Source organism: Paenibacillus sp. MSJ-34 (assembly GCF_018918005.1).
Classification (GTDB): Bacteria; Bacillota; Bacilli; order Paenibacillales; family Paenibacillaceae; genus MSJ-34.
Genome location: NZ_JAHLPR010000044.1, coordinates 1 through 24669, shown reverse-complemented (window position 1 = coordinate 24669; position 24669 = coordinate 1). Strand labels below are relative to the sequence as shown.

General features: G+C 51.6%; 21 protein-coding genes and 1 other RNA gene. 19 read left to right on the top strand and 3 right to left on the bottom strand.

Translation table 11 applies throughout. The features are described from left to right. Nucleotide 1: 1 nt before the first annotated feature. A complete protein-coding gene (locus KQI79_RS20985; RefSeq protein ID WP_216540262.1) occupies nt 2–1054 on the top strand; it encodes a glycoside hydrolase family 76 protein in 1053 nt (350 codons plus the stop codon). Between the two features lie 47 nt (nt 1055–1101). Here KQI79_RS20985 and KQI79_RS20980 read toward each other — a convergent pair whose 3' ends face one another. Both KQI79_RS20980 and KQI79_RS20975 read right to left on the bottom strand, forming a co-directional pair. Next, entirely contained in the window at nt 1102–1686 is a 585-nt protein-coding gene (locus tag KQI79_RS20980) for a DUF421 domain-containing protein (protein WP_216540261.1), read from the bottom strand. 16 nt (nt 1687–1702) lie between these two features. After that, nucleotides 1703–2872 carry an alpha-hydroxy-acid oxidizing protein gene (locus KQI79_RS20975; RefSeq protein ID WP_216540260.1) on the bottom strand — a complete coding sequence of 390 codons (1170 nt, stop codon included), beginning with the start codon at nt 2870–2872 and terminating at the stop codon, nt 1703–1705. 187 nt (nt 2873–3059) lie between these two features. Between KQI79_RS20975 and cysK the strand changes: the two genes are divergently transcribed. The 3 genes from cysK to argS all read left to right on the top strand — a co-directional run bounded on the left by cysK (nt 3060) and on the right by argS (nt 6239). Continuing rightward, nucleotides 3060–3995 carry a cysteine synthase A gene (cysK, locus tag KQI79_RS20970; RefSeq protein WP_216540259.1) on the top strand — a complete coding sequence of 312 codons (936 nt, stop codon included), beginning with the start codon at nt 3060–3062 and terminating at the stop codon, nt 3993–3995. A 134-nt stretch (nt 3996–4129) separates the two neighbouring features. Next, complete coding sequence (locus KQI79_RS20965; protein ID WP_216540258.1) at nt 4130–4570, top strand: YwiB family protein; 441 nt, start codon at nt 4130–4132, stop codon at nt 4568–4570. Beyond that, nucleotides 4560–6239: an arginine--tRNA ligase gene (argS, locus tag KQI79_RS20960; protein ID WP_216540257.1), complete on the top strand. Its 1680-nt coding sequence runs from the start codon at nt 4560–4562 to the stop codon at nt 6237–6239. Before KQI79_RS20965 ends, argS begins: the two co-directional genes overlap by 11 nt. 1349 nt (nt 6240–7588) lie before the next feature. Here argS and KQI79_RS20955 read toward each other — a convergent pair. Further along, nucleotides 7589–8725 carry a S8 family peptidase gene (locus KQI79_RS20955; RefSeq protein ID WP_216540256.1) on the bottom strand — a complete coding sequence of 379 codons (1137 nt, stop codon included), beginning with the start codon at nt 8723–8725 and terminating at the stop codon, nt 7589–7591. A 531-nt stretch (nt 8726–9256) separates the two neighbouring features. Here KQI79_RS20955 and rpoE point away from each other — a divergent pair. From rpoE to KQI79_RS20880, 15 genes are all read left to right on the top strand, one after another. Continuing rightward, nucleotides 9257–9802: a DNA-directed RNA polymerase subunit delta gene (gene rpoE / locus KQI79_RS20950; protein WP_216540255.1), complete on the top strand. Its 546-nt coding sequence runs from the start codon at nt 9257–9259 to the stop codon at nt 9800–9802. Between the two features lie 404 nt (nt 9803–10206). Then, nucleotides 10207–11808 (top strand): CTP synthase, encoded by a 1602-nt coding sequence (locus tag KQI79_RS20945; RefSeq protein ID WP_216540254.1) that lies wholly within the window; start codon nt 10207–10209, stop codon nt 11806–11808. A 147-nt stretch (nt 11809–11955) separates the two neighbouring features. After that, complete coding sequence (locus KQI79_RS20940) at nt 11956–12351, top strand: response regulator (RefSeq protein WP_216540253.1); 396 nt, start codon at nt 11956–11958, stop codon at nt 12349–12351. A 132-nt stretch (nt 12352–12483) separates the two neighbouring features. Further along, the gene (fba, locus tag KQI79_RS20935; RefSeq protein WP_216540252.1) at nt 12484–13338 is read left to right on the top strand and encodes a class II fructose-1,6-bisphosphate aldolase; all 855 of its coding nucleotides are present in this window, start codon (nt 12484–12486) and stop codon (nt 13336–13338) included. 218 nt (nt 13339–13556) lie between these two features. Beyond that, nucleotides 13557–14819 carry a UDP-N-acetylglucosamine 1-carboxyvinyltransferase gene (locus KQI79_RS20930; protein WP_216540251.1) on the top strand — a complete coding sequence of 421 codons (1263 nt, stop codon included), beginning with the start codon at nt 13557–13559 and terminating at the stop codon, nt 14817–14819. Between the two features lie 94 nt (nt 14820–14913). Beyond that, complete coding sequence (gene rho, locus KQI79_RS20925; protein WP_216540250.1) at nt 14914–16215, top strand: transcription termination factor Rho; 1302 nt, start codon at nt 14914–14916, stop codon at nt 16213–16215. A 49-nt stretch (nt 16216–16264) separates the two neighbouring features. Then, the gene (locus KQI79_RS20920; protein ID WP_216540249.1) at nt 16265–17533 is read left to right on the top strand and encodes a radical SAM family protein; all 1269 of its coding nucleotides are present in this window, start codon (nt 16265–16267) and stop codon (nt 17531–17533) included. Between the two features lie 154 nt (nt 17534–17687). Then, nucleotides 17688–17885: a 50S ribosomal protein L31 gene (gene rpmE / locus KQI79_RS20915; RefSeq protein WP_216540248.1), complete on the top strand. Its 198-nt coding sequence runs from the start codon at nt 17688–17690 to the stop codon at nt 17883–17885. Nucleotides 17886–18296: 411 nt separating this feature from the next. Then, nucleotides 18297–18564, top strand: an RNA gene (ffs, locus tag KQI79_RS20910) — signal recognition particle sRNA large type. A gap of 256 nt (nt 18565–18820) precedes the next feature. Next, complete coding sequence (locus tag KQI79_RS20905) at nt 18821–20224, top strand: PAS domain-containing sensor histidine kinase (protein ID WP_230193358.1); 1404 nt, start codon at nt 18821–18823, stop codon at nt 20222–20224. A gap of 118 nt (nt 20225–20342) precedes the next feature. Further along, nucleotides 20343–22124: a DNA polymerase III subunit gamma/tau gene (dnaX, locus tag KQI79_RS20900; protein ID WP_216540247.1), complete on the top strand. Its 1782-nt coding sequence runs from the start codon at nt 20343–20345 to the stop codon at nt 22122–22124. A 32-nt stretch (nt 22125–22156) separates the two neighbouring features. Then, nucleotides 22157–22468 carry a YbaB/EbfC family nucleoid-associated protein gene (locus tag KQI79_RS20895; RefSeq protein ID WP_216540246.1) on the top strand — a complete coding sequence of 104 codons (312 nt, stop codon included), beginning with the start codon at nt 22157–22159 and terminating at the stop codon, nt 22466–22468. A 53-nt stretch (nt 22469–22521) separates the two neighbouring features. Beyond that, a complete protein-coding gene (recR, locus tag KQI79_RS20890) occupies nt 22522–23121 on the top strand; it encodes a recombination mediator RecR (protein WP_216540245.1) in 600 nt (199 codons plus the stop codon). A gap of 676 nt (nt 23122–23797) precedes the next feature. Beyond that, nucleotides 23798–24088, top strand: a complete 291-nt coding sequence (locus KQI79_RS20885) for a DUF2508 family protein (RefSeq protein WP_216540244.1) — start codon at nt 23798–23800, stop codon at nt 24086–24088. A 16-nt stretch (nt 24089–24104) separates the two neighbouring features. After that, entirely contained in the window at nt 24105–24368 is a 264-nt protein-coding gene (locus KQI79_RS20880) for a pro-sigmaK processing inhibitor BofA family protein (RefSeq protein WP_216540243.1), read from the top strand. Nucleotides 24369–24669: the final 301 nt, after the last annotated feature.

Here is a 24669-nt window from a genome sequence, read left to right as displayed (position 1 = left end):
AATGATGTTATGGGCAGATCGTGCGGAGAAGGCACAACTGGCATTAGAGCAGCTATTCTGGAATCCCCGGATCGATATGTATAATATTGAAGTCCCTTGCCCGAACGGGGAATGCAACGACATATTCCACTATTGGTGGATGGCCCATGCGGCCGACGTTCTGACGGACGGTCTGGAGCGCACCGGCGACAGCCGGTATGCGGAGCGGCTGTCCGCATTGTACGAAGGGGTGTTGCGCCGAAACGGCGGGGTATGGCCGAATGCGCTGTACGACGATATGGAATGGATGGCGCTTGCTTGGTTGAGAGCGTATCAATGTACGGGCGACGAGAAATACAAGCAAGCGGCGCTCATTCTATGGACAGACATCCGAACCGGCTGGAACGGCCATATGGAAGGCGGAATCGCCTGGCAGAAGACGCAATTGGATTACAAGAATACGCCGGCCAACGCGCCTGCCGTCATTCTGGCGGCAAGATTGCATCGATGCTTCGGCAACGACGAAGACCTGGATTGGGCTCATCGCATTTACGATTGGCAGAAAACGCATTTGGTCGATCCTGCCACCGGTTTCGTCTGGGACGGCATGAATCGGACGGGCGACGGGTCTGTCGATACAGATTGGAAATATACATACTGTCAGGGCGTATATATCGGAGCGGCTCTGGAATTGTATAAAACGACGCGAAACGGCCGATATTTGCAAGATGCGAAGCGGACGCTGCACGCTTTGACCGATCAATTGACCGCCCCGAAGACGAAGCTGTTTCCGAACGAGGGGGTAGGGGACGGAGGCTTGTTCAAAGGAATTCTGGCCCGTTACGCAACGGAGCTCGCACTGGAAGCGCCGGAATTCGCCGCGCCGGCCGAGCTTATTGCAAGCAACGTCTCCGTCTTGTGGACGCATGGACGCGATCCGGAACGTACCGCGTTCGGCCCGGATTGGGACCGGCAGCCGCCGGAACGAGTGAGCTTAAGCGCCCAATTAAGCGGGATGAAATTGTTGGAAGCCGCGGCGAGGCTTGAGCGAAGAAGACTGCTCCCGAACGAATAGGCATGAACGGATACTGCCGGGACGCCGATCGCGGCAGTATCTTCTCCTTAATCCAACTCCGGTCGAATCGGGTGCCGATGCTCGTGCTCGACGACTTCTTGAAACAAATTGCCGCTTTGCTTCGGTTTCGGCGGCGGCGCCGTCCAATTCAATTGCGATAAAATCGTTTCCAGTTCCCCGATCGTAACCGGTTTGGCATGCCGCATCAACTCGTAGCCGAGATGTCCGCTTATTTCGATCGTGCCTGTCTTGACGTCGCTAAACGATTCGATGCCTTTTTCGCGCATTTTCGCTTCCAATTGATCGACGCTCATCCGCAATTTTTTCAAGTTTTCCGGAATGATCTTTCCCTCTTTAATGACAGGCGTAGCTTTACCCATGAACAGCTTCTCGATTATATTGAACTTTACGGCCAGGAATTGGACGGTAATTAACAAAGCTACGAAGATGCAGAGCACGATAATCGTCCGAAGCGGACCGTCTTCGGCTACGGCATGACCGGATACGGAAGCCATCGACAGGAGCGTAATAATTTCCAGTCCCGTCATTTCGGCTACCGTCTTCTTGCCGGCGATCCGGAGCAAGACGAATCCGACCGATAACACGAGTATGGCCTCCCAAATAAAATCCACCTGTTATCACCTCTTTTTAACATTCATCCGCTTTGACGACGAGAGAACGATCCAACTCTTTCACCGAGCATTTGCCGGAGATGGCGAGTTGAAGCTCCGTTTCCGCGATAAGATGTTCGATCACCCGCTTGACGCCTGCTTGGCCGGCGACCGCCAGCCCGTAAGCATACGGCCGGCCGATCAATACGGCCGAAGCGCCGAGCGCCATCGCTTTAATGATGTCCGCTCCTCTGCGGATGCCGCTGTCCATCAGAATGGGCACTTTGCCGCATGCCGCATCGACGACGGAGGGCAATGCTTCCAAGGTGCCGATCGCTCCGTCGAGCTGGCGGCCGCCGTGATTGGAGACGATGATGCCGTCCACTCCATGGTCTATCGCCAGCACGGCGTCATCGGGATGCGTCACCCCTTTCAGCCAAATCGGCAACTTGGTCTTAGCGCGGATAAAGTCGAGTTCTTTCCATGTAAACCGTATATTGTTGCCCTCGTCCAGCGCCTTCAACACGGCGGCATGCACGTTTTGTTCGGGCGGTTCCTGCAGGCCGGAGCGGAAGACGGGGTCGGTAAAATAATTGCCCATGCCCTCCCCTTTCAGAAAGGGGAGATAAGCGTGCTGCAGGTCCGTTTCCCGCCATCCGAGCAGCGTCGAATCGATGGTAACGACGATGGCGGAATAACCTGCCCGTTCCGCCCGTTGCAAGAAGCTTTCCGTTAATTCCCGGTTTTTCGGCGGATATAATTGAAACCAGCGCACCGCATGCCCCATCGCCTCGGCAATTTGCTCCATCGGCACGGTCGATACGTTGCTTAAGATGTAAGGAACTCGAAGGGCCGCTGCGGCTTTGGCCGGCGCCGATTCCGCTTCGGGGTGCAAAATCGAATTGACGCCGATCGGCGCGAACAGGATCGGAGCGGGAAGTTTATGCCCCAGCAATTCGGTCGACAGATCGCGGCCGGATATATCGCAGCATACCCGCGGGCGCAGACGGTACTTATAGAATGCTTCCCGATTGGCCCGTATCGTATCTCCGGCGCCGGCGCCTCCGTGGACATACCCGAACGGGGCCGCGGCAAGCATTTGTTTCGCGCGCTTCTCCCATTCCTCAATCGACACAGGCAGCAGCTTCTCGCCTTCATTCTCGCATTGATAGATCCCCATTTGTATATCTTCGCTTTGAAGTGTCACGTTACATTACCTCATTAATCGATACATATTTTATAACCTTAGTTATTGTGTTCCCCGTTTGCCGGAATCATACGGCGGCGCGCCGGAAGCAAGCAGCATTTCGACCGATTGCGGGCCGCATTTCGGAAACGGGGCGCGTTTATGTTACACTGGATATAACAGAAGTAATCATTTGGAGGTGCTCGCGTTGTCCAACATTGCAAAAAATTTGACCGATCTCATCGGCAATACGCCGTTATTGGAACTCTCCCATTTCAGCGCCATTCATCGGGTCGAGGAGAACTTGATCGCCAAATTGGAATATTTTAATCCCGCCGGCAGCGTTAAGGATCGGATCGGCTACGCTATGATCAAGGATGCCGAGGAGAGAGGAATCATAACCAAAAATTCCACGATCATCGAACCGACCAGCGGCAATACCGGAATCGCCCTCGCCTTTGCCGCCGCGGCGCTCGGGTATAAGCTGATCATTACGCTGCCTGAAACGTTCAGCGTCGAACGAAGAAAGCTGATGAAGGCGTTGGGGGCGCAATTGGTGCTCACGCCCGGGTCGGAAGGGATGCAGGGCGCGATCAAAAAAGCGGAGGAGCTTGCCGCCGAAACGCCGAATTCGTTCATTCCGCAGCAATTCAACAATCCGGCCAATCCGGAAATTCATCGGCAAACGACCGCCGAAGAAATTTGGCGGGATACGGACGGCGCCGTGGATATATTCGTCGCGGGCGTCGGCACCGGCGGAACCGTGACAGGGGTCGGCGAAGTGTTGAAGCGCAAGAAGCCTTCCGTACATGTGGCGGCCGTCGAGCCTTTCGATTCTCCGGTACTGTCCGGAGGCAAACGCGGGCCGCATTCCATTCAAGGCATCGGAGCCGGATTTGTGCCGGACAACTTCAATCGGTCTGTCGTCGATGAAATCGTGAAAGTGCAGAACGAGGCGGCGTTCGAAACGGCGCGCCAATTGGCGGCGAGCGAAGGGCTGCTCGTGGGGATTTCTTCCGGCGCGGCCGTCGCTGCGGCGGTACAAATTGCCAAGCGCCCTGAGAACAAAGGGAAGAACATTGTCGTCATACTGCCCGATACCGGGGAGCGATACTTGTCTACTCCGCTGTTTGCGGAAGAATAATGGCATGAATTGGATGCGAGAAACCGTTGAAGGGCGATGCCGTTTGACGGTTTTTTGCATCTTTTATTGAATTGGCCGTATGAACTGGGTATAGTAGTAAAAAAGAAGGCAGTTGTGACAGGAGCGTTTATACAATGTCGGTGAAGCGTCAAGTGCGCGTTCGTGTCGAGAGCAACCACGAACGGGAGACAACGGTGCAGGAGTTTACGGGCGTACGGCTCGTCAAAGGGCGGTACGTGTATGTCCGATATGAAGAACGAACGGAACCGGTATCGGGAGGGGAAAGCGCGCGTACGATGACGACCGTGAAAATTGGCGATGACGAACTGAAGATCATCCGTCACGGTCATGTGCAGTCCGAACAGTCTTTCCGGGCCGGACGCAAGCTCCCCGGATTTTACCGTTCTCCCTACGCACAATTTCAGCTTTCTACATATACGCGGGAATTGCAAATGGATGTGCAAGAAGCTGCCATGCGGATGGCATGGGTGTACGATTTGTTCGTGCATGGGGAATGTACGGGACGGTTTGCGGTACAAATATCGATACAGGAGGAATCGGGTCATGAATCATAATCCATTAGAGAAAATCAATATTGCGGTACGGGAGGCGATATCCGACGCGGTTGTCGCCGCAGGACTGGCTGCCCGCGAAGAATTGCCGGCGTTTGTGCTGGAAGTTCCGAAAGAGAAGGCGCACGGGGATTTGGCGACCAATGCGGCAATGCAGCTTACGCGGATCGCGAAGAAAAATCCGCGCCAAATCGCGGAAGCGATTATCGCCCATCTCGATCTGGGCAAAGCGTCGATCGAGAGCGCCGAAATTGCCGGGCCGGGGTTCATCAACTTCCGTATGAACAAAAGTTATTTGTATCCGGTCATCGCCGAAGTGGCTGCCAAAGGCGCGGATTACGGCCGCGTCGGGCTAGGCGAGGGACGCAAAGTGCAAGTGGAGTTCGTCAGCGCGAATCCGACCGGCAGCTTGCACCTTGGGCATGCCCGCGGCGCCGCGGTTGGCGATGCGTTGTGCAATTTGCTCGATTTTGCCGGGTACGACGTGACGCGCGAGTACTATATTAACGATGCGGGAAACCAAGTCGCCAACTTGTGCAAATCGATCGAGGTCCGGTACAAGCAAGAGCTGGGATTGGAAGCGGACATGCCGGAAGACGGTTACTACGGGGAAGACATTAAGGGTTTCGCCAAAGAATTGATCGCCGAAAAAGGGGATGCCTTATTATCTTTATCCGACGAGGAACGCGGCGTATTCTTCCGCCAATACGGCTTGCAGAAGGAATTGGATAAAATCAAGCGCGATCTGGGACGGTTCGGCGTATCTTTCGACGTATGGTTCAGCGAAACTTCATTATATGAGACCGGCCAAGTGGAAGCGGCATTGGAGGAATTGAAGGCCAAAGGGCAAGTGTACGAGGAAGACGGGGCCGTTTGGCTGCGTACAACCGATTACGGCGACGACAAAGACCGCGTCTTGGTGAAAAATGACGGAACATACACCTATTTGACGCCGGACATCGCTTATCATCGCGATAAATATTCGCGCGGTTTCGACCAAATGATCAACATATGGGGCGCCGATCACCACGGATATATTCCGCGGGTGAAGGCGGCGATGGAAGCGCTCGGGAACGATCCCGACAAACTTACGGTGCTGATCGCCCAAATGGTCAGCCTGTACCAAAACGGAGAAAAGGTGAAAATGTCCAAACGGACCGGCAAAGCGGTCACGATGGAGGATTTAATGGACGAAGTGGGCGTCGACGCGATCCGTTACTTCTTCACGATGCGCTCGATGGATTCTCATCTCGACTTTGACATGGATTTGGCGGTATCCACATCCAACGAGAATCCGGTCTTCTACGTGCAGTACGCGCATGCGCGCATTTGCAGCATCTTTCGCCAGGCGGAGGAGCAAGGCGTGACGCCGCTGCCGGCGGAGCAGGCCGATCTTGCCGGATTGACGACGGAACACGAATACGACCTGCTGCGCAAGATGGGCGAGCTTCCGGAGGAAGTCGCCGTCGCCGCGCAGGCGTATGCGCCGCATCGCTTGATCCGGTATGTGTATGAGCTGGCTGCGCTGTTCCACAGCTATTACAAAGCCGAGCGCGTCATTACCGATGACGAGCGGCAGACGCAAGCGCGCCTCGCGCTGCTTGGCGCGCTGCGCACGGTGATCGCGAACGTGCTGCGCCTCGTCGGCGTCTCCGCGCCGGAGCGGATGTAGCGCGATCCGTGACAAAGCTGCCCTATTTGCGGATTTCATCTCGCGAATAGGGCAGCTTTATTTTCGCTCGAAGCATCGAGGCGCTACGCGGTATGGGTGCTATGCGCCGTGGGCGCGGGGCGCTGCGAGCTGCTGGTCACGTGTGCCGCCTATGCGCCCTGCTGCGAGCCCCGAATCGCCGCCGGTCGAGCAATGTAAACGGAAGTGAGCGCCCTTATTTTCGATTTTTTAGCATAATTGAAAATGTAACGGATCCGGAAGACGCTATTTGCTCGTAAATGAGTCAAAAAGGCGTTTTATAAGTACAATAACGTCCCTTATATCCGTTACATTTTTCAAACCCGCCTATTGAGCGGCAATAACGGCTGTGAGATCCGATAGAATTTACAACGACATCGAACAGACGCGTCGAAAATCGAAACGGGCCTCATGCGCCAGAATTCTCCGGTATATTGATTGGCGCAAGCGTCAATTTCCATCATACCGCAGCGGCTGACGACCCGTCAGGCGGGCTAACGAAACTTGAACACGCTAATAGCCTGCTAAATCACCTTATTGCTGGGTTAACGAAACTACAACTCGCTAATGAGGGGAAAAAGGGGGGAGAACAGCCGGTTTCCAATGAATAACGATACGTATTTTCGTTATGATGGGAACGTCTTCATTTTGAGCCCAATAAGGATTACCCGTTTCGCTAGCGCCAAACAAAGCGCTTCGCGAATCGCCTTCGAAATGTAGGGAGGCGTCTCTTTTATATGCACAATAAAGCCAGTTTCATCAACGGTAGCGAATTATGAAATTGACTCTTTTCGCAGGCTTTGTTGCACAAACCGATCAAAGCGGGTTAAAAGATGCACAATTTCAGGTTTCCTGAGCGAAAGGTTCTTCATCGTCTGCCGATTCTTTTGCGCTAGGTGTGTGACAGGCCAAAGTGTATGCGAAAAATCATACACAATGACCGGCGCACGGATCGAATTAGTCGATTTTATTCGAAATTTCATACACAAATCGCGTTTTTGAGCCATGAACTTGTAAATGAATGCGAAAAATCATATTCTCTGCTGCGTACGTCAAAACTGTCCGCAACTAATCGACGCTCTACGACAAATCCGTTCTATTTTTTTCGGGCCATCTTTTCTATTAAAAGATGTATGCAACGACAATGGAAGTAAGCGGATTTCCTCTGGTACATTAACGGGGTACTTGCTATTCTCGCGGTTATCCGCCATTCATATTTCTATAGAATACTTACTGGCCGTAGGACACTTAAGTACGTCCTCGACAAAAAGTCCGCGAAAGCCCCTTCGACTTGGCCGCGAGGGGGGAATTGGCTTGCGGCAGGGCGGAACTTACCGGGTCGCTTCGCGCAATAAGCGCAGCGCATTGACTTCGCCCGGCGCTTTGCTCCGGGGTTTGCGGCCGCGAATCGTCGAAGCGGTGCGCCGCAGCGCAGCTTTGATCTCGCTCGGCGGGAGTCCCGGCTTCAGCGCGAGAAGCAGCGCAATCGCCCCGCTCACATGGGATGTCGCCATGGAAGTTCCGCTCATTTCGTTATATTTGCCATTCAGCCACGAAGACACGATTCGGTCTCCGGGCGCGTAAATGTCGATATAGCTGCCCCGGTTGCTGAACTGCGCCACTCTTCGCTGGCGGTTCGTCGCGCCGACTGCGATCGTATGCGGATAACGCGCGGGATAATCGATCGACTTGCGCCGGGCGTCGTTGCCCGACGAAGCGACGATGACGACTCCGGCTTCGAACGCGTTAACCACAGCGTTAAGGAGGGCCTTGCTGCTCGTCTTCATGCCGAAGCTCATATTGATAATATGCATCCGGTTGCGGACGCACCAGTCGATGCCGAGAATGATGTCCGATACATACGCCGAGCCGTTATAGTCGAAAGCTTTGACGGGATGTATCATAGCTCGCGGCGCGACCCCGATAATGCCGTTCAATTCGTTCGCCGCCGCGATCGTGCCGGCGATATGCGTGCCATGGCCGTTGTCGTCGTACGGCATCATCGTGCGGTTGAGCAAATTGATGCCCCGCATGACCGAATCGCGAAGATCCGGATGTCTGTAATCGACCCCGGTATCGATAACGCCGATTCGAACGCGATGCCCGGTGGAAGTCGCCCATGATTGCGGCGCCTTGATTTGCCGGACTCCCCATGGAATCCCCCGATCCCATTGGACATTGCTTTGCACGATCTTGTGCACTTTCATCTTCGAGTCTTCTTCAAACACGACTTGATGTTTAAATTTTTTGAGCTTTCGGCCTGAGAAGTAAGGGCATATAATTGCGTGTATAATTTTGGACTCTTGAACGTTATTTAGCTTTTCCAGAGACGGTCTCATTTTCTTCAGTTGAGCGACACATTGGTAGTAGTCCTGCGTCCGGATGAAGCGAATAATTTGCTTTTTGTCCGTAGCGCTTCCAGTGGCGATTTCTTCGTGCAGCAGTTGCAGAAAGCTCGAATAGTCCAAAGCGGAGTCCCCTCCCGACTAACATGTTGCAGTATTGTATGTCTTTCGCTGAGACGGGGATTGATGAACTTGCCTTTTTTCGCAGAAATAGGCCGTCTCTCGTGTCAAACCGGCGGTCGGGACATAGTATGAAGAGAGAGCCGGGAAACGGTTCTTTGCAAGCAAGTAAGGGCCTCGAAGACGGATGTCTTTCGGGCGGATACAGTCAGGGCGGAGGGTACAACCTCCGCTTTTCCATTTTAGAGGTCGTTCAAAAGCCGACTTTTGATCACGATGTACTTATGAGAGTTAACTCGACATCGAATTTTGCGTTCACCCTCGAAGGGCTTTTCGATGATGGACCGCCTTTCGAAAGTCAAACTTGCATTTTTAGATTAAATAGGTTTTACTTAAGTTTGATATGGATATGTTATAAATGACCGACTGAAATTAGGGGGCTGTCCGATGAAGTTGCTCGCATGACGGGAACGCATTTAAGGACTTCTTCGGACAGATTCCTAGTGAACATTGTGTGAGAGGAAGTGTCCTTCAATGAACACCCCGTTTCAATTGAAAATTGACCCAGAAAAAGTGCATGAGATTCCGATGGTGGACCTGGCATTTGAAATTTTGCGCGCGTCGGGCGAGCCGTTTTATTACCGGGACCTGATGAACGAAGTCGCAAAGCTTCGCGGTCTGTCCGAAGAAGAGATCAACCAAGTGATCGCTCAACTGTATACGGAAATCAATATTGACGGAAGATTCGCTTGCGTCGGCAGCAATTTGTGGGGACTGAAGCGCTGGTATCCGGTGGAACGCTCTGAAGACGCCCTCGGCAATGCCAAGCATCCGCGTATTATTAACGACGACGACGATCTGGACGACGAGGAATACGTGGAGGAAGAAGAAGAATACGTACCGGACGAAGACGACTTCGATTCGCTTGACGAAGATCGGGAAGACTTGTACGAGGACGAAGACGATGACGCCGATGTCGACGACGAAGTATTGATCGACGAGGAAGATATGGACGAAGCCGACGCGGAGGAAGAAGAGATCGAGGACGATTTCGAAGAGACGGACGACGACGATAAGTAATCGCGTTGCCGCCGTAACGCATCCCGGCCGCGCAAGTCTTCCATTCGGAAGAAGCTTGCGATACGGAGAACGGTTTTGCCGGAACCTTCACTTGACAGGGAACTTGCTACAGAGTAAACTATTGCATGGGCTTAAGATTCTTACAATAAATGATCTTTTTCAAACCGAGGAATTGGGCTTGAGAATATCGTATTTTATAAGGAATATGAAAAAGTGCCCCGTGAATACGGGAGTCACTTTTTTGTTTTTTTGACCATAATAGAATTTATAAGTTTCTGCTTCAGAACCTCTTTAAGTTCCATTTTTACGCTTTAAGCAAGTCGGTTTTGTTTTATGCGGAGGACTGGCGTGTTCGTATTATTACGGCTAACTGCACGCTCTAAAATATTAGGAGGGTATTTATAGTGACAAAATATATTTTCGTGACGGGCGGCGTCGTTTCTTCATTAGGAAAGGGGATTACAGCGGCTTCCCTGGGCAGATTGTTGAAAAACAGAGGGTTGAAAGTAACGATTCAAAAATTCGACCCGTACATTAACGTTGACCCTGGAACGATGAGCCCTTATCAGCATGGCGAAGTATTCGTTACGGACGACGGCGCGGAGACGGATTTGGATTTAGGACATTATGAACGCTTTATCGATATTAACCTGTCCAAGAACAGCAACGTAACCACTGGGAAAGTATACTCGTCCGTCATTACGAAAGAACGCCGCGGCGAATATTTGGGCGGCACGGTGCAAGTCATTCCGCACATTACGAACGAAATTAAGGAGCGCGTGTTCCGCGCGGGCAAGGAAGCGGGTTCCGACGTCGTCATTACGGAAATCGGCGGAACGGTCGGAGATATCGAGAGCTTGCCGTTTCTGGAAGCGATCCGGCAAATTAAAAGCGATATCGGACGCGACAATGTGATGTATATCCATGTCACGCTGATCCCGTATATTAAAGCGGCGGGCGAAGTGAAAACGAAGCCGACGCAGCATAGCGTCAAGGAATTGCGGAGCATCGGCATTCAGCCGAATGTGATCGTATGCCGCACGGAGCATGCGCTATCGGACGACATGAAGCGCAAAATCGCTTTGTTCTGCGATATCGACGCGAATGCGGTCGTGGAATGCCGCGATGCTTCGACACTATATGAAGTTCCTCTTAACTTGCGCGATGAAGGACTCGACGAAATCGTCGTGAACCATTTGAAATTAACGACTCCGCAGCCGGATATGACGGAATGGGAACAACTGGTCGACCGTGTCAAGAAGTTGCAGCATAACGTTGAAATTGCCATTGTGGGCAAATATGTCGCACTGCACGACGCTTATTTGAGTATTGTCGAATCGTTGTCCCATGCGGGCTTCGACGCGAATGCCGATGTGAAAATCCGTTGGGTGAACGCCGAGGAAATCAACGATCGCAATGTCGCCGATATGCTGCAAGGCGTGCATGGCATTTTAGTTCCGGGCGGATTCGGCGATCGCGGGATCGAAGGCAAGATTACGGCAATCCGTTACGCCCGCGAACAGGAAGTGCCGTTCTTCGGCATTTGTCTCGGCATGCAGGTGGCCGTCATCGAATTTGCCCGCGCCATTGCCGGGTTGGAAGGGGCGAACAGCTCGGAGATTAACCCGACGACCGAATACCCGGTGATCGACTTGCTGCCGGAGCAGAAAGATATCGAAGACTTGGGCGGGACGATGCGTCTTGGCCTCTATCCGTGCAAACTGGCTGCCGGCTCGCTGGCCGAGAAGTCGTACGGGGACGAGCTGGTGTACGAACGCCATCGCCATCGTTATGAATTTAACAACGAATACCGCGAAACGTTGGAAGCGGCCGGGTTGCTCGTTTCCGGCACGTCGCCGGACGGGCGTCTGGTTGAAATTATTGAGCTTCCCGCACATCCGTGGTTCCTGGCGGTTCAATTCCATCCGGAATTTACGTCCCGGCCGAACCGGCCGCAGCCGTTGTTCCGCGAATTCGTCAAAGCGGCGCTCAAACATCAACAATAGCGGCAAGAAACCGAATCAAGCTTTTTTCCCAAGAAAAGGAGGAATTTTCCTGCCAACAGCGAATATTATCTGGATAAGCAAATTAAATGTCCAGATCAGTTCTACATCCATGAACCGTTTGCCTGGGAACTCTTGGGAGGGTTTGAATTGGAAAAGAAAAAAGTACTCATTGTTGACGATCAGAACGGAATTCGCGTGCTGTTGATGGAAGTGTTCGGAAGCGAAGGCTACAAAACGTTCCAAGCCGCGAATGGGAAGTTGGCGCTTGAAATCGTGCGGAAGGAATCGCCTGACATGGTCCTGTTGGACATGAAAATTCCGGGCATGGACGGCCTGGAAATATTAAAGCATATGAAGCAAATCGATCCCCATATTAAAGTTATTATGATGACCGCGTACGGGGAACTGGACATGATCAAAGAAGCGACCGACCTCGGGGCGCTGATGCATTTTACCAAGCCGTTTGATATCGACGAAATGCGAATTGCGGTCAATATGCAGCTTCGCAACGGATTTTCGAATACTTGTGCGATAGGGTCCTAGATCGTTAGGATCCTTTTTTTCATATGGGGACGTGCGGCTTGTACTTTTTCCGATAATCTTGTGGTATAATAACACCGTATGTAATGCCGGCATTAGATTATAGACAACTATTCTATCAGGAGGAGTGAAACCATGCCATTAGTATCAATGAATGAGTTTCTACCAAAGGCAAAGGCAAACAAGTTCGCTGTAGGCCAATTCAACATGAACAATCTTGAGTTCGCCCAAGCGATTACCGAGGCGGCTATCGCGGAGAAATCGCCGTTTATTTTCGGCGTCAGCGAAGGCGCGATTAAATATATGGGCCTCGAGTACACCGTAGCGATCGCGAAAGCGGCGGCGGACAAATCCGGTCTTCCGATCGCGCTCCATCTGGACCACGGCAGCACGTTTGAAGTTGCTATGCAATGTATCCGCGCAGGATTTTCTTCCGTTATGTTCGACGGTTCCCACCATTCTTTCGAAGACAATATCCGTTTAACCAAAGAAGTCGTTCGCGCGGCTCATGCGATGGGCGTGTCCGTTGAAGGCGAACTTGGCACGATCGGCGGGGTTGAAGACGACATCAGCGTTGACGCTGAGCATGCGAACCTTGCGAAGCCGGAAGAAGCGATCCGTTTCTATGAAGAAACAGGCGTTGACGCGCTGGCGATCGCGGTAGGAACTGCGCATGGCATGTATTCCGGCGAGCCGAACATCCATTTCGACATTATTGAGGAAGTGGCGAGCAAAATCCCTGTACCGGTCGTATTGCACGGCGGTTCGGGCGTGCCGGACGATGCGATCCGCAAATCGATTCAAGCCGGCGTAGGCAAAATCAACGTCAATACCGAGAACCAAGTGGCTTGTACGAATGCCATTCGCGAAGTGCTCGCGAAAGACGCGAAAGTGTACGATCCGCGCAAATATTTGACGCCTGCCCGCAATGCGATGGTCGAAGTGGTACGCGAGAAAATCAGACTTTTCGGCAGCAATAATCAAGCGTAAGAAACTACGAGCTTAGAAGTTTTAGCAACGAATCGAGGCGGCATTTGCCGCACGCATCAAGCAGGATGAAGGCATATATAACGGGAAAAACACCGCTCACCGGTGTTTTCCCTTTTCTTCAGAAAATAAGCGGCAAAGCGATTTCTATTGTCTATCGACTTTTTGAAATGCAAGAGTAACTATTTTTCTGGCTGCATGTGTAGGGGGAACCTGGATTCATGGAAAAATTAATGATTTGCGGCGGCAAGCCGCTGCGCGGAACCGTTCAAATCAGCGGTGCCAAGAATAGTGCGGTCGCTTTAATTCCGGCGGCTATCTTAGCAGAGTCCGAAGTCGTCTTGGATAATTTGCCGAAATTGAGCGATGTAGCGACATTTAAAGAGATTCTAGAATTACTGGGTGCAACCGTAACATGGGATGGGAATCAAATGCGGATCAATCCGAGCCAATTGAAATCCATTCCGATGCCGAACGGACATGTGAAGAAGCTGCGCGCATCCTATTATTTAATGGGAGCGTTGTTAGGGCGCTTTGGGGAAGCGACGATCGGCATGCCGGGAGGATGCAATTTCGAACCTCGGCCGATCGACCAGCATATTAAAGGATTTGAGGCGCTTGGCGCGCAAGTATCCAACGAGCACGGTTCGATTCATATTTCCGCCAAGGAATTGCGCGGAGCCAAAATCTATCTGGACGTCGCCAGTGTGGGGGCAACGATTAACATTATGTTAGCGGCCGCCAAGGCGAAAGGTTCGACAATTATTGAAAATGCGGCGAAAGAGCCTGAAATTATAGATGTAGCGACATTATTAAATGCCATGGGTGCCAAAATCAAAGGAGCGGGCACGGAGACGATCCGCATCGAAGGCGTTGACGGATTGCAAGGCTGCAGGCATTCGATCATTCCGGACCGCATTCAAGCGGGGACGTATATGATCGCGGCGGCGGCGACGCGCGGGGATGTCCTGATCGACAATGTCATCCCGAAACATATGGAGGCGTTAACGGCCAAGCTGCAGGAAATGGGCGTACATATCTATGAAATGGACGAATCCATCCGGGTAGTCGGTCAGCAAGAGTACGAGAGTATCGATGTCAAGGCGTTGGTATATCCCGGTTTTGCCACCGATTTGCAATCTCCGATGACCAGTTTGCTGTCTCAGGCGAAGGGCGTTAGCATTTTATCCGATTTCGTATACAGCAACCGCTTTAAGCATGTGCCCGAACTGATTCGCATGGGCGCCAAAATTCGCGTAGAAGGGCGTTCCGCCATTATCGAAGGTTCGCCGCTGATTGCCGCGAAAGTAAGAGCCGCCGATTTGCGCGCGGGCGCATCGCTCGTCATTGCGGGCCTTACGGTCCCGGAAGGAATCACGGAAGTAGCGGGCGTAGAGTATATTGATCGCGGATACGATCAATTGGTTACGAATTTGCGGAATCTCGGCGCGGACGTATGGCGTCAAACCGATTCTGAAACATGACCCGCGAATAATAGACTGGAAAAAAGGGAATCATGACAATTATATTTCATCGTGCAATACTAGCAAACTTATAAATTGAATAGGTGGTTCGATAATGGATTTACAAATTTCCGATCTGGAAGAAATGAAATTAACCGAGTTATACAAACTCGCCAAGCAGCACCAAATTCCGTATTACGGACAGTTGAAGAAAAAAGAGCTGATTTTCGCCATTTTGCGCGCGCAAGCCGAGAAAAGCGGCCTCATGTTTATGCAGGGAGTATTGGAAATTTTACCGGAAGGCTACGGTTTCCTAAGGCCGATTAACTACTTGCCCAGCGCCGAAGACATCTACATTTCGGCATCGCAAATTCGCAAATTCGATTTGCGGACCGGGGATTTGGTTTCCGGAAAATGCAGGGCGCCCAAGGAGAATGAGCGGTATTTCGGATTGCTGCAAGTCAATGCAGTGAACGGCGAAAATCCGGATCATGCCGCAGAACGATTGCACTTTCCGGCATTAACCCCTCTATACCCGCAACAAAAGCTAGTTCTCGAAACATCCCCAACGCAACTTTCTACTAGAATTATGGATCTTCTGGCTCCTGTAGGTCTCGGTCAACGCGGATTGATCGTCGCGCCGCCCAAAGCGGGGAAAACGCTTCTGCTCAAAGAGATTGCGAACAGCATTTCCACCAACAACCCTGAAATCGAATTATTCGTGTTGTTGATCGACGAGCGTCCGGAGGAAGTGACCGATATGCAGCGTTCCGTCAAAGGCGAAGTGATCGCTTCCACTTTCGACGAGCTGCCGGAAAACCATATTAAAGTGGCTGAGCTTGTGCTGCAGCGGGCGCTTCGTCTCGTCGAGCACAAGAAGGATGTCGTCATCTTAATGGATAGTATTACACGATTGGCCCGCGCTTATAACCTCGTCGTGCCGCCGTCCGGCCGGACGCTCAGCGGAGGGATCGATCCCGCCTCGTTCCATCGTCCGAAACGCTTCTTCGGTTCGGCGCGGAATGTGGAGGAGGGCGGAAGCTTGACGATTCTGGCAACGGCGCTCGTCGAGACGGGCTCGCGCATGGACGATATTATTTATGAAGAGTTCAAAGGAACCGGCAATATGGAGCTTCATTTGGACCGGAAGCTGGCGGAGCGCCGCATTTTCCCGGCGATCGATATGCGCCGTTCCGGTACGCGCCGCGAAGAAGTGATGCTGACGAAGGAAGAGTTGGATAAAGTATGGGCCATTCGCAAAAATATGAATGATACCCCGGATTTCGTCGATAATTTCTTGAAAAAATTGGCGCAAACGAAAACGAATCAGGAATTTCTGGCCTCGCTCGATACGCCGCAGAACGGCAATGGCGCTCTGCGCAGAACGACAAGATCCTCTGCGTCGACGATGTCGTAACGCGTAAACCGGACGGCCGTTCAGAGGACGGAAGATAGGAGTAAACCCGATGAACTTGGTCTATGCAGACGAACAAGGAAATGTCTTCGATCATCCGACGCTCGTGGGATTAGCCCGCACCGCCGATATGATCGTCGAAATATACGAAGACGAGTTGATACCGCTCCCGGATGGAGCGACATTGGTCAGCTTGCCGTACACGCGGCCGATCGGCTTCGATCCGGACACGGGCGAGATGGTTCCTCTCCAAGGCGGCTATCAAGCGGTTGGAGCTCTGCTGCCGCAAGGATATACCCGGCTTTGTCTTCCCAGCTATGTCAAGACGGATAAATCGCAGAAGCTCCCTCTGTTCGGTTACGCCGCCGTCGTGTGGAAGGATGACGCCTTCTACGTAACGGCTCGCGTAAGCGACGATCCGGAGAAATGGAACCCGCTCCATTGCGATCCGGAAGAATTGAAAATACAAGTAGACCGCATCTTGAGCCAATATCCGGACAACCGGCTGTACCGGCATTTGTCCAACTGTGCGCTCGGATACGAATGCCTCACGGCTTCCAATACGTTCTTGAACCGCTGGGAAGGGGCTGTACCGGTATCGTACTCCTGCAACGCGGGATGTTACGGCTGCATCTCCGAGCAACCGGACGACAGCGGATTTCCGGCGCCGCAGACGCGCATGAATTTCAAGCCGGAAGTCGACGAAGTCGTGCAAATTATGCTGGAGCATTTGAAGACGCCCGAGTCGATCATCAGCTTCGGCCAAGGCTGCGAAGGGGAGCCTTCGACGCAAGCGAAGATCATCATCGACGCGATACGGCAAGTTCGCGAACGTACCCAGATGGGGTATATCAACATCAATACGAACGCCGGATTGACCGATCATATTCGCGCCATTGTGGATGCCGGCCTCGATTTGATGCGGGTAAGCACGATCAGCGCCTTGGACGATCATTACAACGCGTATTACAAGCCGCGCGGCTATACGCTGGCGAATGTGGAGAAATCGCTTCGCTATGCCGCCGATCGCGGAGTTTATACTTCGATCAACTATTTAATCTTCCCCGGCGTAACCGACCGCGAGGAAGAGGTGGAAGCGATGATCGAGTTTGCGCGCCGTACCGATTTGAAGCTCATTCAACTGCGCAACTTGAATATCGATCCGGAAAGTTATTTGGAGCTCATTCCGAAGGCGCAAGGAGAAGTGCTCGGCATGAAGCAGGCGATCGATATTTTCCGGGCGGAGCTCCCGGATGTAGTCATCGGATCGTATACGCATGTGCCTCCCGACGATTTCAGGAAGGTGCGGAACGTGCGATAGCGATTGATATACGGCGGCTTCCGGCGAGGGTGCGCCCAATAAGTCTTCCAATATAATACGGTTGCAACATTTTTAGTTTTCGTGTTATAATCCACTCATGTGTCTATATATCTCTGGGTCCGCATGCGACTCAGGGCGGAAAGAGGTGACTTCGATGAAAGAAGCGATTCAACCGACGTATCATCTGACCACAGTTACTTGTGCTTGCGGCAACACGTTCGAAACAGGCTCCGTAAAGCCTAATCTTCGTGTAGAGATTTGCTCCAATTGCCATCCGTTCTTCACAGGTAAACAGAAATTTGTGGATGCAGGTGGTCGTGTCGATAAATTCAAGAAAAAATACGGCATGTAATTTGTACGGAACGAAAGAAGCTGTCCTGACGATCAGGACGGCTTTTTTTTGTGTATTCCGGAGCGGCCCCGATGCAATTCAATCCGGAGCGACTACATTTAACGATAAATTGTGAAGTTATTTTGTTCTGAAGTAGTAACTTTTGAGAATTAGAGGTATTTTATGGAGTTGATTTCCATGAATTTGACGAATAGGTTGATTTTCAACAAATTAACGGTAGTTTTTACTGTAAGTAGAGTGTCCAGCCGGTAGGACTGATGAATTAGCGCCAGATTTTGGAGCTAATCATGAAGAAGCGCGATCGTATGCGTTTCACTAATTATCATGCCGCCTTTTTGCCCAGCGCATTAGTTCTTACAATTTCTTCATAAGGTTGCTCTTTGTTCTCGAATCGTGTTATACTTATGCTTACCGTGCTAGATGGGGAGGTAGCGGTGCCCTGTAACTCGCAATCCGCTGTAGCGAGATTGAATTCCTGTTAGAGGTCTTGTCGATGTGAGGCTTGGTATTTACATGCGATGTTGACGGTTGGGTCCTTCGCAATGCGTGTCTATGAACCCGGTCAGGTCCGGAAGGAAGCAGCCGTAAGTAGAATTTCGCATGTGCCGGGGGATAGCCTAGCCTGAGTCGAGGTGTAAAGGTGCCGCTCGGATCGCAACGATCAATAACAGGTGCACGGCTTAACTTATCGCTGAAATGAATGAAGACTGTTCTGTAAGTCTAGTAGGACTTTAAGAATGGTCTTTTTTGCGTTTTCCGGATGCAATATTGGTGTTCGAAACGGCCGTTTTTGCGTACATCCGTTCTTTTTTCTTTTGGAAGGGAAGGAAAATACAACCACAAAATCGAATGTATAGAACAAACAGATTTCCGTTATCGAGGTGAATCGATTGACATTCGAACCTTATAAGCATCGTGCGAGCATATCGGAAAACATGTTTCAATTCTATGCGGATAAATTCCCTTGCGCTATGATGCTGTCTGTTGATCGTCACGGGAAGGTGGCATACTGCAACCGGTTATTTTGCGAAACGACAGGGTATCGTCGCGAAGAAGTCGTTCGGCTTGCAGTAAGCAAGTTCATACCGGATTCCATGGAAGAATTGGAACGCAGCTATTTTACGGCCGCCTTGCGGGATGAGACCCTGACCGTGTCGCTGATCGCCAAATCGGGCGAGACGCTGTCGCTGCAATTGACCTATATAAACGCCGAAATGGAAGGGGAAAGCTATCGCCTCCTTATTTTCCACGATAAGCGGCATATTGGGGAATTGAACTTGCTGCAGCAGTTTTCCGGCGCATTTATTCGAGATGTGAATCTCGGCGTTATTTTATTGGACATGAATTTCAGGTTGATGGATATTAGCGAAATGGCATGCAGGGTGCTGGGGCTCGTGCGCGAAGACGTTCTGAACCGCCCGATTCATGAATTGTTCGCGGGAATGCCGATGGAGCATCAGCTGGTGCAGCGCGCTTTGCTGGATGGGGTTATCGTTCGAAATCACGCCGTCACTTGGATGAATAACCAAGAACGGTACGAACTGTTGATGGATTCCAATCTGCTGCGCGACGATAAAGGAAATACGGTCGGGGCGTATGTCATATTTAAGGATGTAACCAACCTTCGCTCGCTCGAAGAACAGATGCAGCGCAGCGACCGGCTGGCGATGATCGGCCAGATCGCCGCGGGTACGGCCCACGAAATTCGCAACCCGCTTACCTCGATTCGAGGGTTTTTGCAAATGTTCAAAAAGACGTTGCGGGAAAAAGGAATGAGCAGAGAGTACTCTTACACCGAAGTGATGCTTTCGGAAATCGATCGAATTAACGAGCTTGTCAGCGAGTTTTTGTTGTTAAGCAAGCCGAAAGACATTACGTTCGATCATGTCGATGTCGTTACCGTAATCAATGAAATGTTGCCGATTATTACCAATGAAGCCCTCCTGCACGACGTCAGCGTTCACTTTCACCCGGCGGGACGCTTGCCGCGGATTGTAGCGGATCGGGAGCTGCTTAAACAAGTGTTTTTGAATATTTGCAAAAATGGAATTGAAGCGATGACGGAAGGAGGGACATTGACGATTACGGTGCGGGCGGATACGGACTCGGATTCCAAAGTTTTGATTGAGGTGCATGATACGGGTCCGGGTATTCCGGCTTTTTTGATCGACAAGATTTTCGATCCCTTTTTTACGACGAAGGAGAACGGCACCGGGCTCGGGTTATCGGTCTGCCAACGCATCGTGCACGACCATGGCGGCTCTCTTCGCGTTTCGTCCAAAGGCTTCGGAACGACGTTCACCATCAGCATTCCATACGATAAGGAGTTCGCAAAATAGCGGGCGAAAGAACGCGCGCGACCTTTTTCGGGGCGAGGCGGTTTTTTTGCAACTTGCGATGTAGTATAATGATAAACAAACGTTCACGTAACAAGGATGTTGAAATGAGGGTTCCGCGATGAGTCATATAGCGTTGTACCGTGCTTGGCGGCCGCAGTCGTTCCAAGACATGGTGGGACAAAAACATATTATACAAACATTGCAAAACTCGCTGCGGGAACAACGATTTACGCATGCATATTTGTTCAGCGGCCCGAGGGGAACCGGGAAAACGAGCACTGCCAAAATTTTGGCCAAAGCGGTCAACTGCGAGCGCGGACCGGCGGAGGAGCCGTGCAATGAATGCGGCGCTTGCGTAAGAATTACGGCAGGCTCCGTGATGGACGTCATTGAGATTGACGCCGCTTCCAACCGCGGGGTGGACGAAATTCGCGATTTGCGCGAAAAAGTGAAATACGCCCCAACGGAAGTGCGCCAGAAGGTGTATATTATCGATGAAGTCCATATGTTGACGACTGAAGCCTTTAACGCGCTGCTCAAGACGTTGGAAGAGCCCCCCGCCCATGTTATCTTTATTCTGGCGACGACAGAGCCGCATCGGCTGCCGGCAACGATCATTTCCCGCTGTCAACGGTTCGATTTCCGCCGCGTCTCGCTGGAAGAACAGGTGGAGCATTTGCGCCGGATTTGCGAGCGCGAAGGGGTTCGCGGAGACGACGACGCTTTGCAGTATATCGCTCGTCTGTCCGACGGGGGGATGCGCGATGCGATCAGTTTGCTGGACCAGATCGTTTCCTTTACGGGGGAACATATTACGTATCGGCATGTGCTGGATATTACCGGCGGGATGGCCGCCGAACAGTTTGCCGGATTGGCTGCGGCGATTCGGAGCGGCGATGTCGGCGCCGTTCTGCAGACGATCGAGCAATTGATGCAGGACGGGAAAAGCCCGGACAAATGCATGGAAAATTTGATTTACTATTTCCGCGACCTGTTAATGATCAAGATGGTGCCGAATGCGGAAGCGTTAACCGACCGCCTCGTGGATCCGTCGCGGTTCCGGGAGACGGCGGATGCGTTTGAGCAGGATCGGCTGTTTCAAATGATCGACATTTTAAATCGTTATCAGACGGAAATGAAATATGCGGCTGCGCCGCAAACGCTATTCGAGGTCGCCCTGTTGAAAATTTGCACTTTGCAAAACGTCCCTTCCGCTCCGGCCGCGGCTGCGGCGGCTTCCTCCGCTCCGGCGGAGTCCGCCGTGGTCAAACAGCTTGAGCAGAAAGTCGCGTCGTTGGAGGCGAAAATCGAGCAATTGTTGAAGACGGGCGTCCAGGCCGGGCAGGCCGCCTCGAGCGGCTCCGCCGGGTCGTCCAGAGGGGCGGCAAAGCCTTCCGCCTCAGCCGGACGGGCTTCGATCGCCGCGAAGTTCCCGCCGCAATTCGAAATGTATCTGTCCCGGAAGGACGATGCCGATTTTACGCATATTCGTACGCAATGGAGCAGAGTGCTGCAGCGGGTCAAAGAGGAGAAGGTAACGGTGCATGCCTGGTTCGTCGACGGCGAACCGGTATCGGCCGTTGACGATGCGGTGCTCGTCGCGTTCAAAAACACGATACACCGCGACACGACGGAACGCGCCGCCAATAAACAACTGATCGAGCAAGTGCTTGCGGAAGTGTTCGGCAAACCGCTTAAGCTCGTTACGATGCTGTTGAAAGATTGGGCCGCCTCCTTGTCCGACCGGGAAGAGGCCGGCGGCGAACTGCAATGGGAAGCCGGAGAAGCTTCGGCGGACGGCGATGGCGGAGCGGCCCGGGAATCCGGGCGGCAGCCGTGGATTGACGAGGCGATCCAAATGTTTGGCGAAGACCTCGTCGTGGTCAAAAAGGATGAATGAACAATGAGATTACGTAAAGGAGACGAAAAACGATGAACAATATGAATCAAATGATGAAACAAGTGAAAAAAATGCAGGAGCAAATGCTGAAAGCTCAAGAAGCATTGGCCGAAAAAACGGTGGAAGGAAGCGCCGGCGGCGGTGTCGTTACCGTGCAAGTGAACGGCCACAAGAAAGTGTTGAGCGTTGCGATCAAGCCGGAGGCGGTAGATCCGGACGATGTGGAAATGCTGCAAGATCTCGTCCTGGCGGCGGTTAACGACGCGCTCTCCAAAGCGGAAGAATTGGCCAACGAAGATATGGGCAAATTTACAGGCGGCATGAAAATTCCAGGCTTGTTCTAAGTAACGTTTGGCGATTTATGCAATTGATTTGACAATAGAAGGAGAACTTCGCATTGTATTATCCCGAACCGATCTCGAAATTGATCGACGCCTTTACGCATTTGCCCGGCATCGGTCCGAAGACGGCGGCGCGGCTTGCGTTTCATGTGCTGCGTATGCAAGAGGACGATGTGATCGATTTTGCCAAGGCGCTCGTTAATGTAAAGCGCAACCTTCATTATTGCTCGGTATGCTGCAATATTACCGATGTGGACCCGTGCCGGATCTGTCAGGATAAAACCCGCGACGCTTCGACGATTTGCGTGGTGCAAGAGTCCAAAGACCTTGTCGCCATGGAGCGCACGAAGGAATACCAAGGGTATTACCATGTGCTGCAAGGCGCGATATCGCCGATGGAAGGAATCGGTCCGGACGAAATCCGAATGGCGGAATTGTTGAAACGTCTAAGCGACGAGCGCGTGCAGGAACTGATTTTGGCGACCAATCCGAATATTGAAGGCGAGGCCACGGCGATGTATTTATCCCGGTTGGTGAAGCCTTTCGGCATTCGCGTGACGCGGATCGCGCACGGCTTGCCGGTCGGCGGCGATTTGGAGTATGCGGATGAAGTCACACTCTCCAAAGCGTTGGAGGGGCGACGAGAATTAAGTTAGTATGCGAGAGAGAGTCTCGGACGTTTGTCGGTGGCTCTTTCTTTTTATGCGGATGTATCGCGGATTCATCCATAAGGAATGAAAGTACCCTAATAGCGAATTTAAATTCGTTAATAGGGTATTTTTGTTCCAAGTCAATGGAGAATTGCCGGAAATCCGCCTGTAATAAGGCATTTCGGGTCTTTATTAAGGCATTTCGGCACTAGCGTTGCATTAAATCTTCTAGCTGGGATGCGGTACCATGGAAATATAACGGATTTCCGAGGTCTTATTTTTTGAATTCCAGTCGAATATTTGGAATTAACGGATTTTCGAACCGTTAACATGTCGCGATCGGCTGAGAATCCTTGGTTTTGTGGAGTTTCGACAAAAATAGAGCCCTCAAAATCCGCTAACACCGCCAAAACAGCGTTATTGGATTAAATAAGGCCTCCAAAATCCGTTAACCTTGTTCATCCCTATCGCAATCATCGGCTTGAAACGCAGTAAAACAATCGGTGCAACGCTAGTGGCATTTCGGTTCCTTTTTGAAGCGATTGCGGTGAGAATCGTGTCTGGAGGCCGTTTCGGAAAGTTTGTCTCGAGAATTTCGGGTTCTAAGTTTGTCCTCTCGTCGAATATGAATTAGGTAACGGCATCTTTGCGAGAAGGTTGCAGTTTAGGGGAGGGGCAGCTTATGTGGTTAAAAACTTTTGCTTCGAAATTCGGCAAAAAGAAGGCGGAGAAGCGGCGTCGGCGCCCGAAGCGCCGGAGAATGGGAACGCCTGAGTATGAGGCGAAACTACAATTATATGAAGATATTCGAAATGCGCACAGACAGTGGGAACAGGCGTACTTCGTTTTTCACGAAGCGCTGGGAGACGATCAGGTGGATTACGCGATTTATATGTTGGAGGCCGCGGAGAAAAAGTACGAGATTTTATTGAAAAAAGCGAAGGTAGAAAAGTTGAGCGTGCTAAGCATTTGATAAGGGGGGGATAATTATGAAGTTGTTTCTATCGGGGGTACTGGTTGTTTCTCTATTGCTGCTTTTGTATACCGTGGTGAAACAACGGCTGTCGCTGCGGTGGCTTAAGGCGCTCGCTATTAATGTCATCTTGGCGGCGCTGATGATCTATGTCGTTAATTTTTCGGGTTTGTTCTCCGATCTGTACATTCCGTTGAATCCCGCGACGATGGGGACGGCGGCGTTGTTGGGAGTGCCTGGAGTATTGCTGATGATTTGTATTAAATTGACTTTGTTTTAGTCATTGACTTTCAGATCGGGTATATGATATTCTAATCATCGTGTCGTCGAGAGCATTTCGGTGTTCCGATTGAAAGAATTGCAATTGGAAAAAATAAGTGCTTGCAAATATCTTAGACGATATGATATATTATAAAGGTCGCCGCTGAAACGGGGACGAAGTAAGAGAGCAACAACGCAATACACTAGATTTGTTCTTTGAAAACTGAACAACGAGCGAATTAAGCAACAATAAATTGAGAACGACAAGTTCTCGTCAGCAACGAAATTTGAGCTATTCGGCTCTTTCATATTCGGTTTTG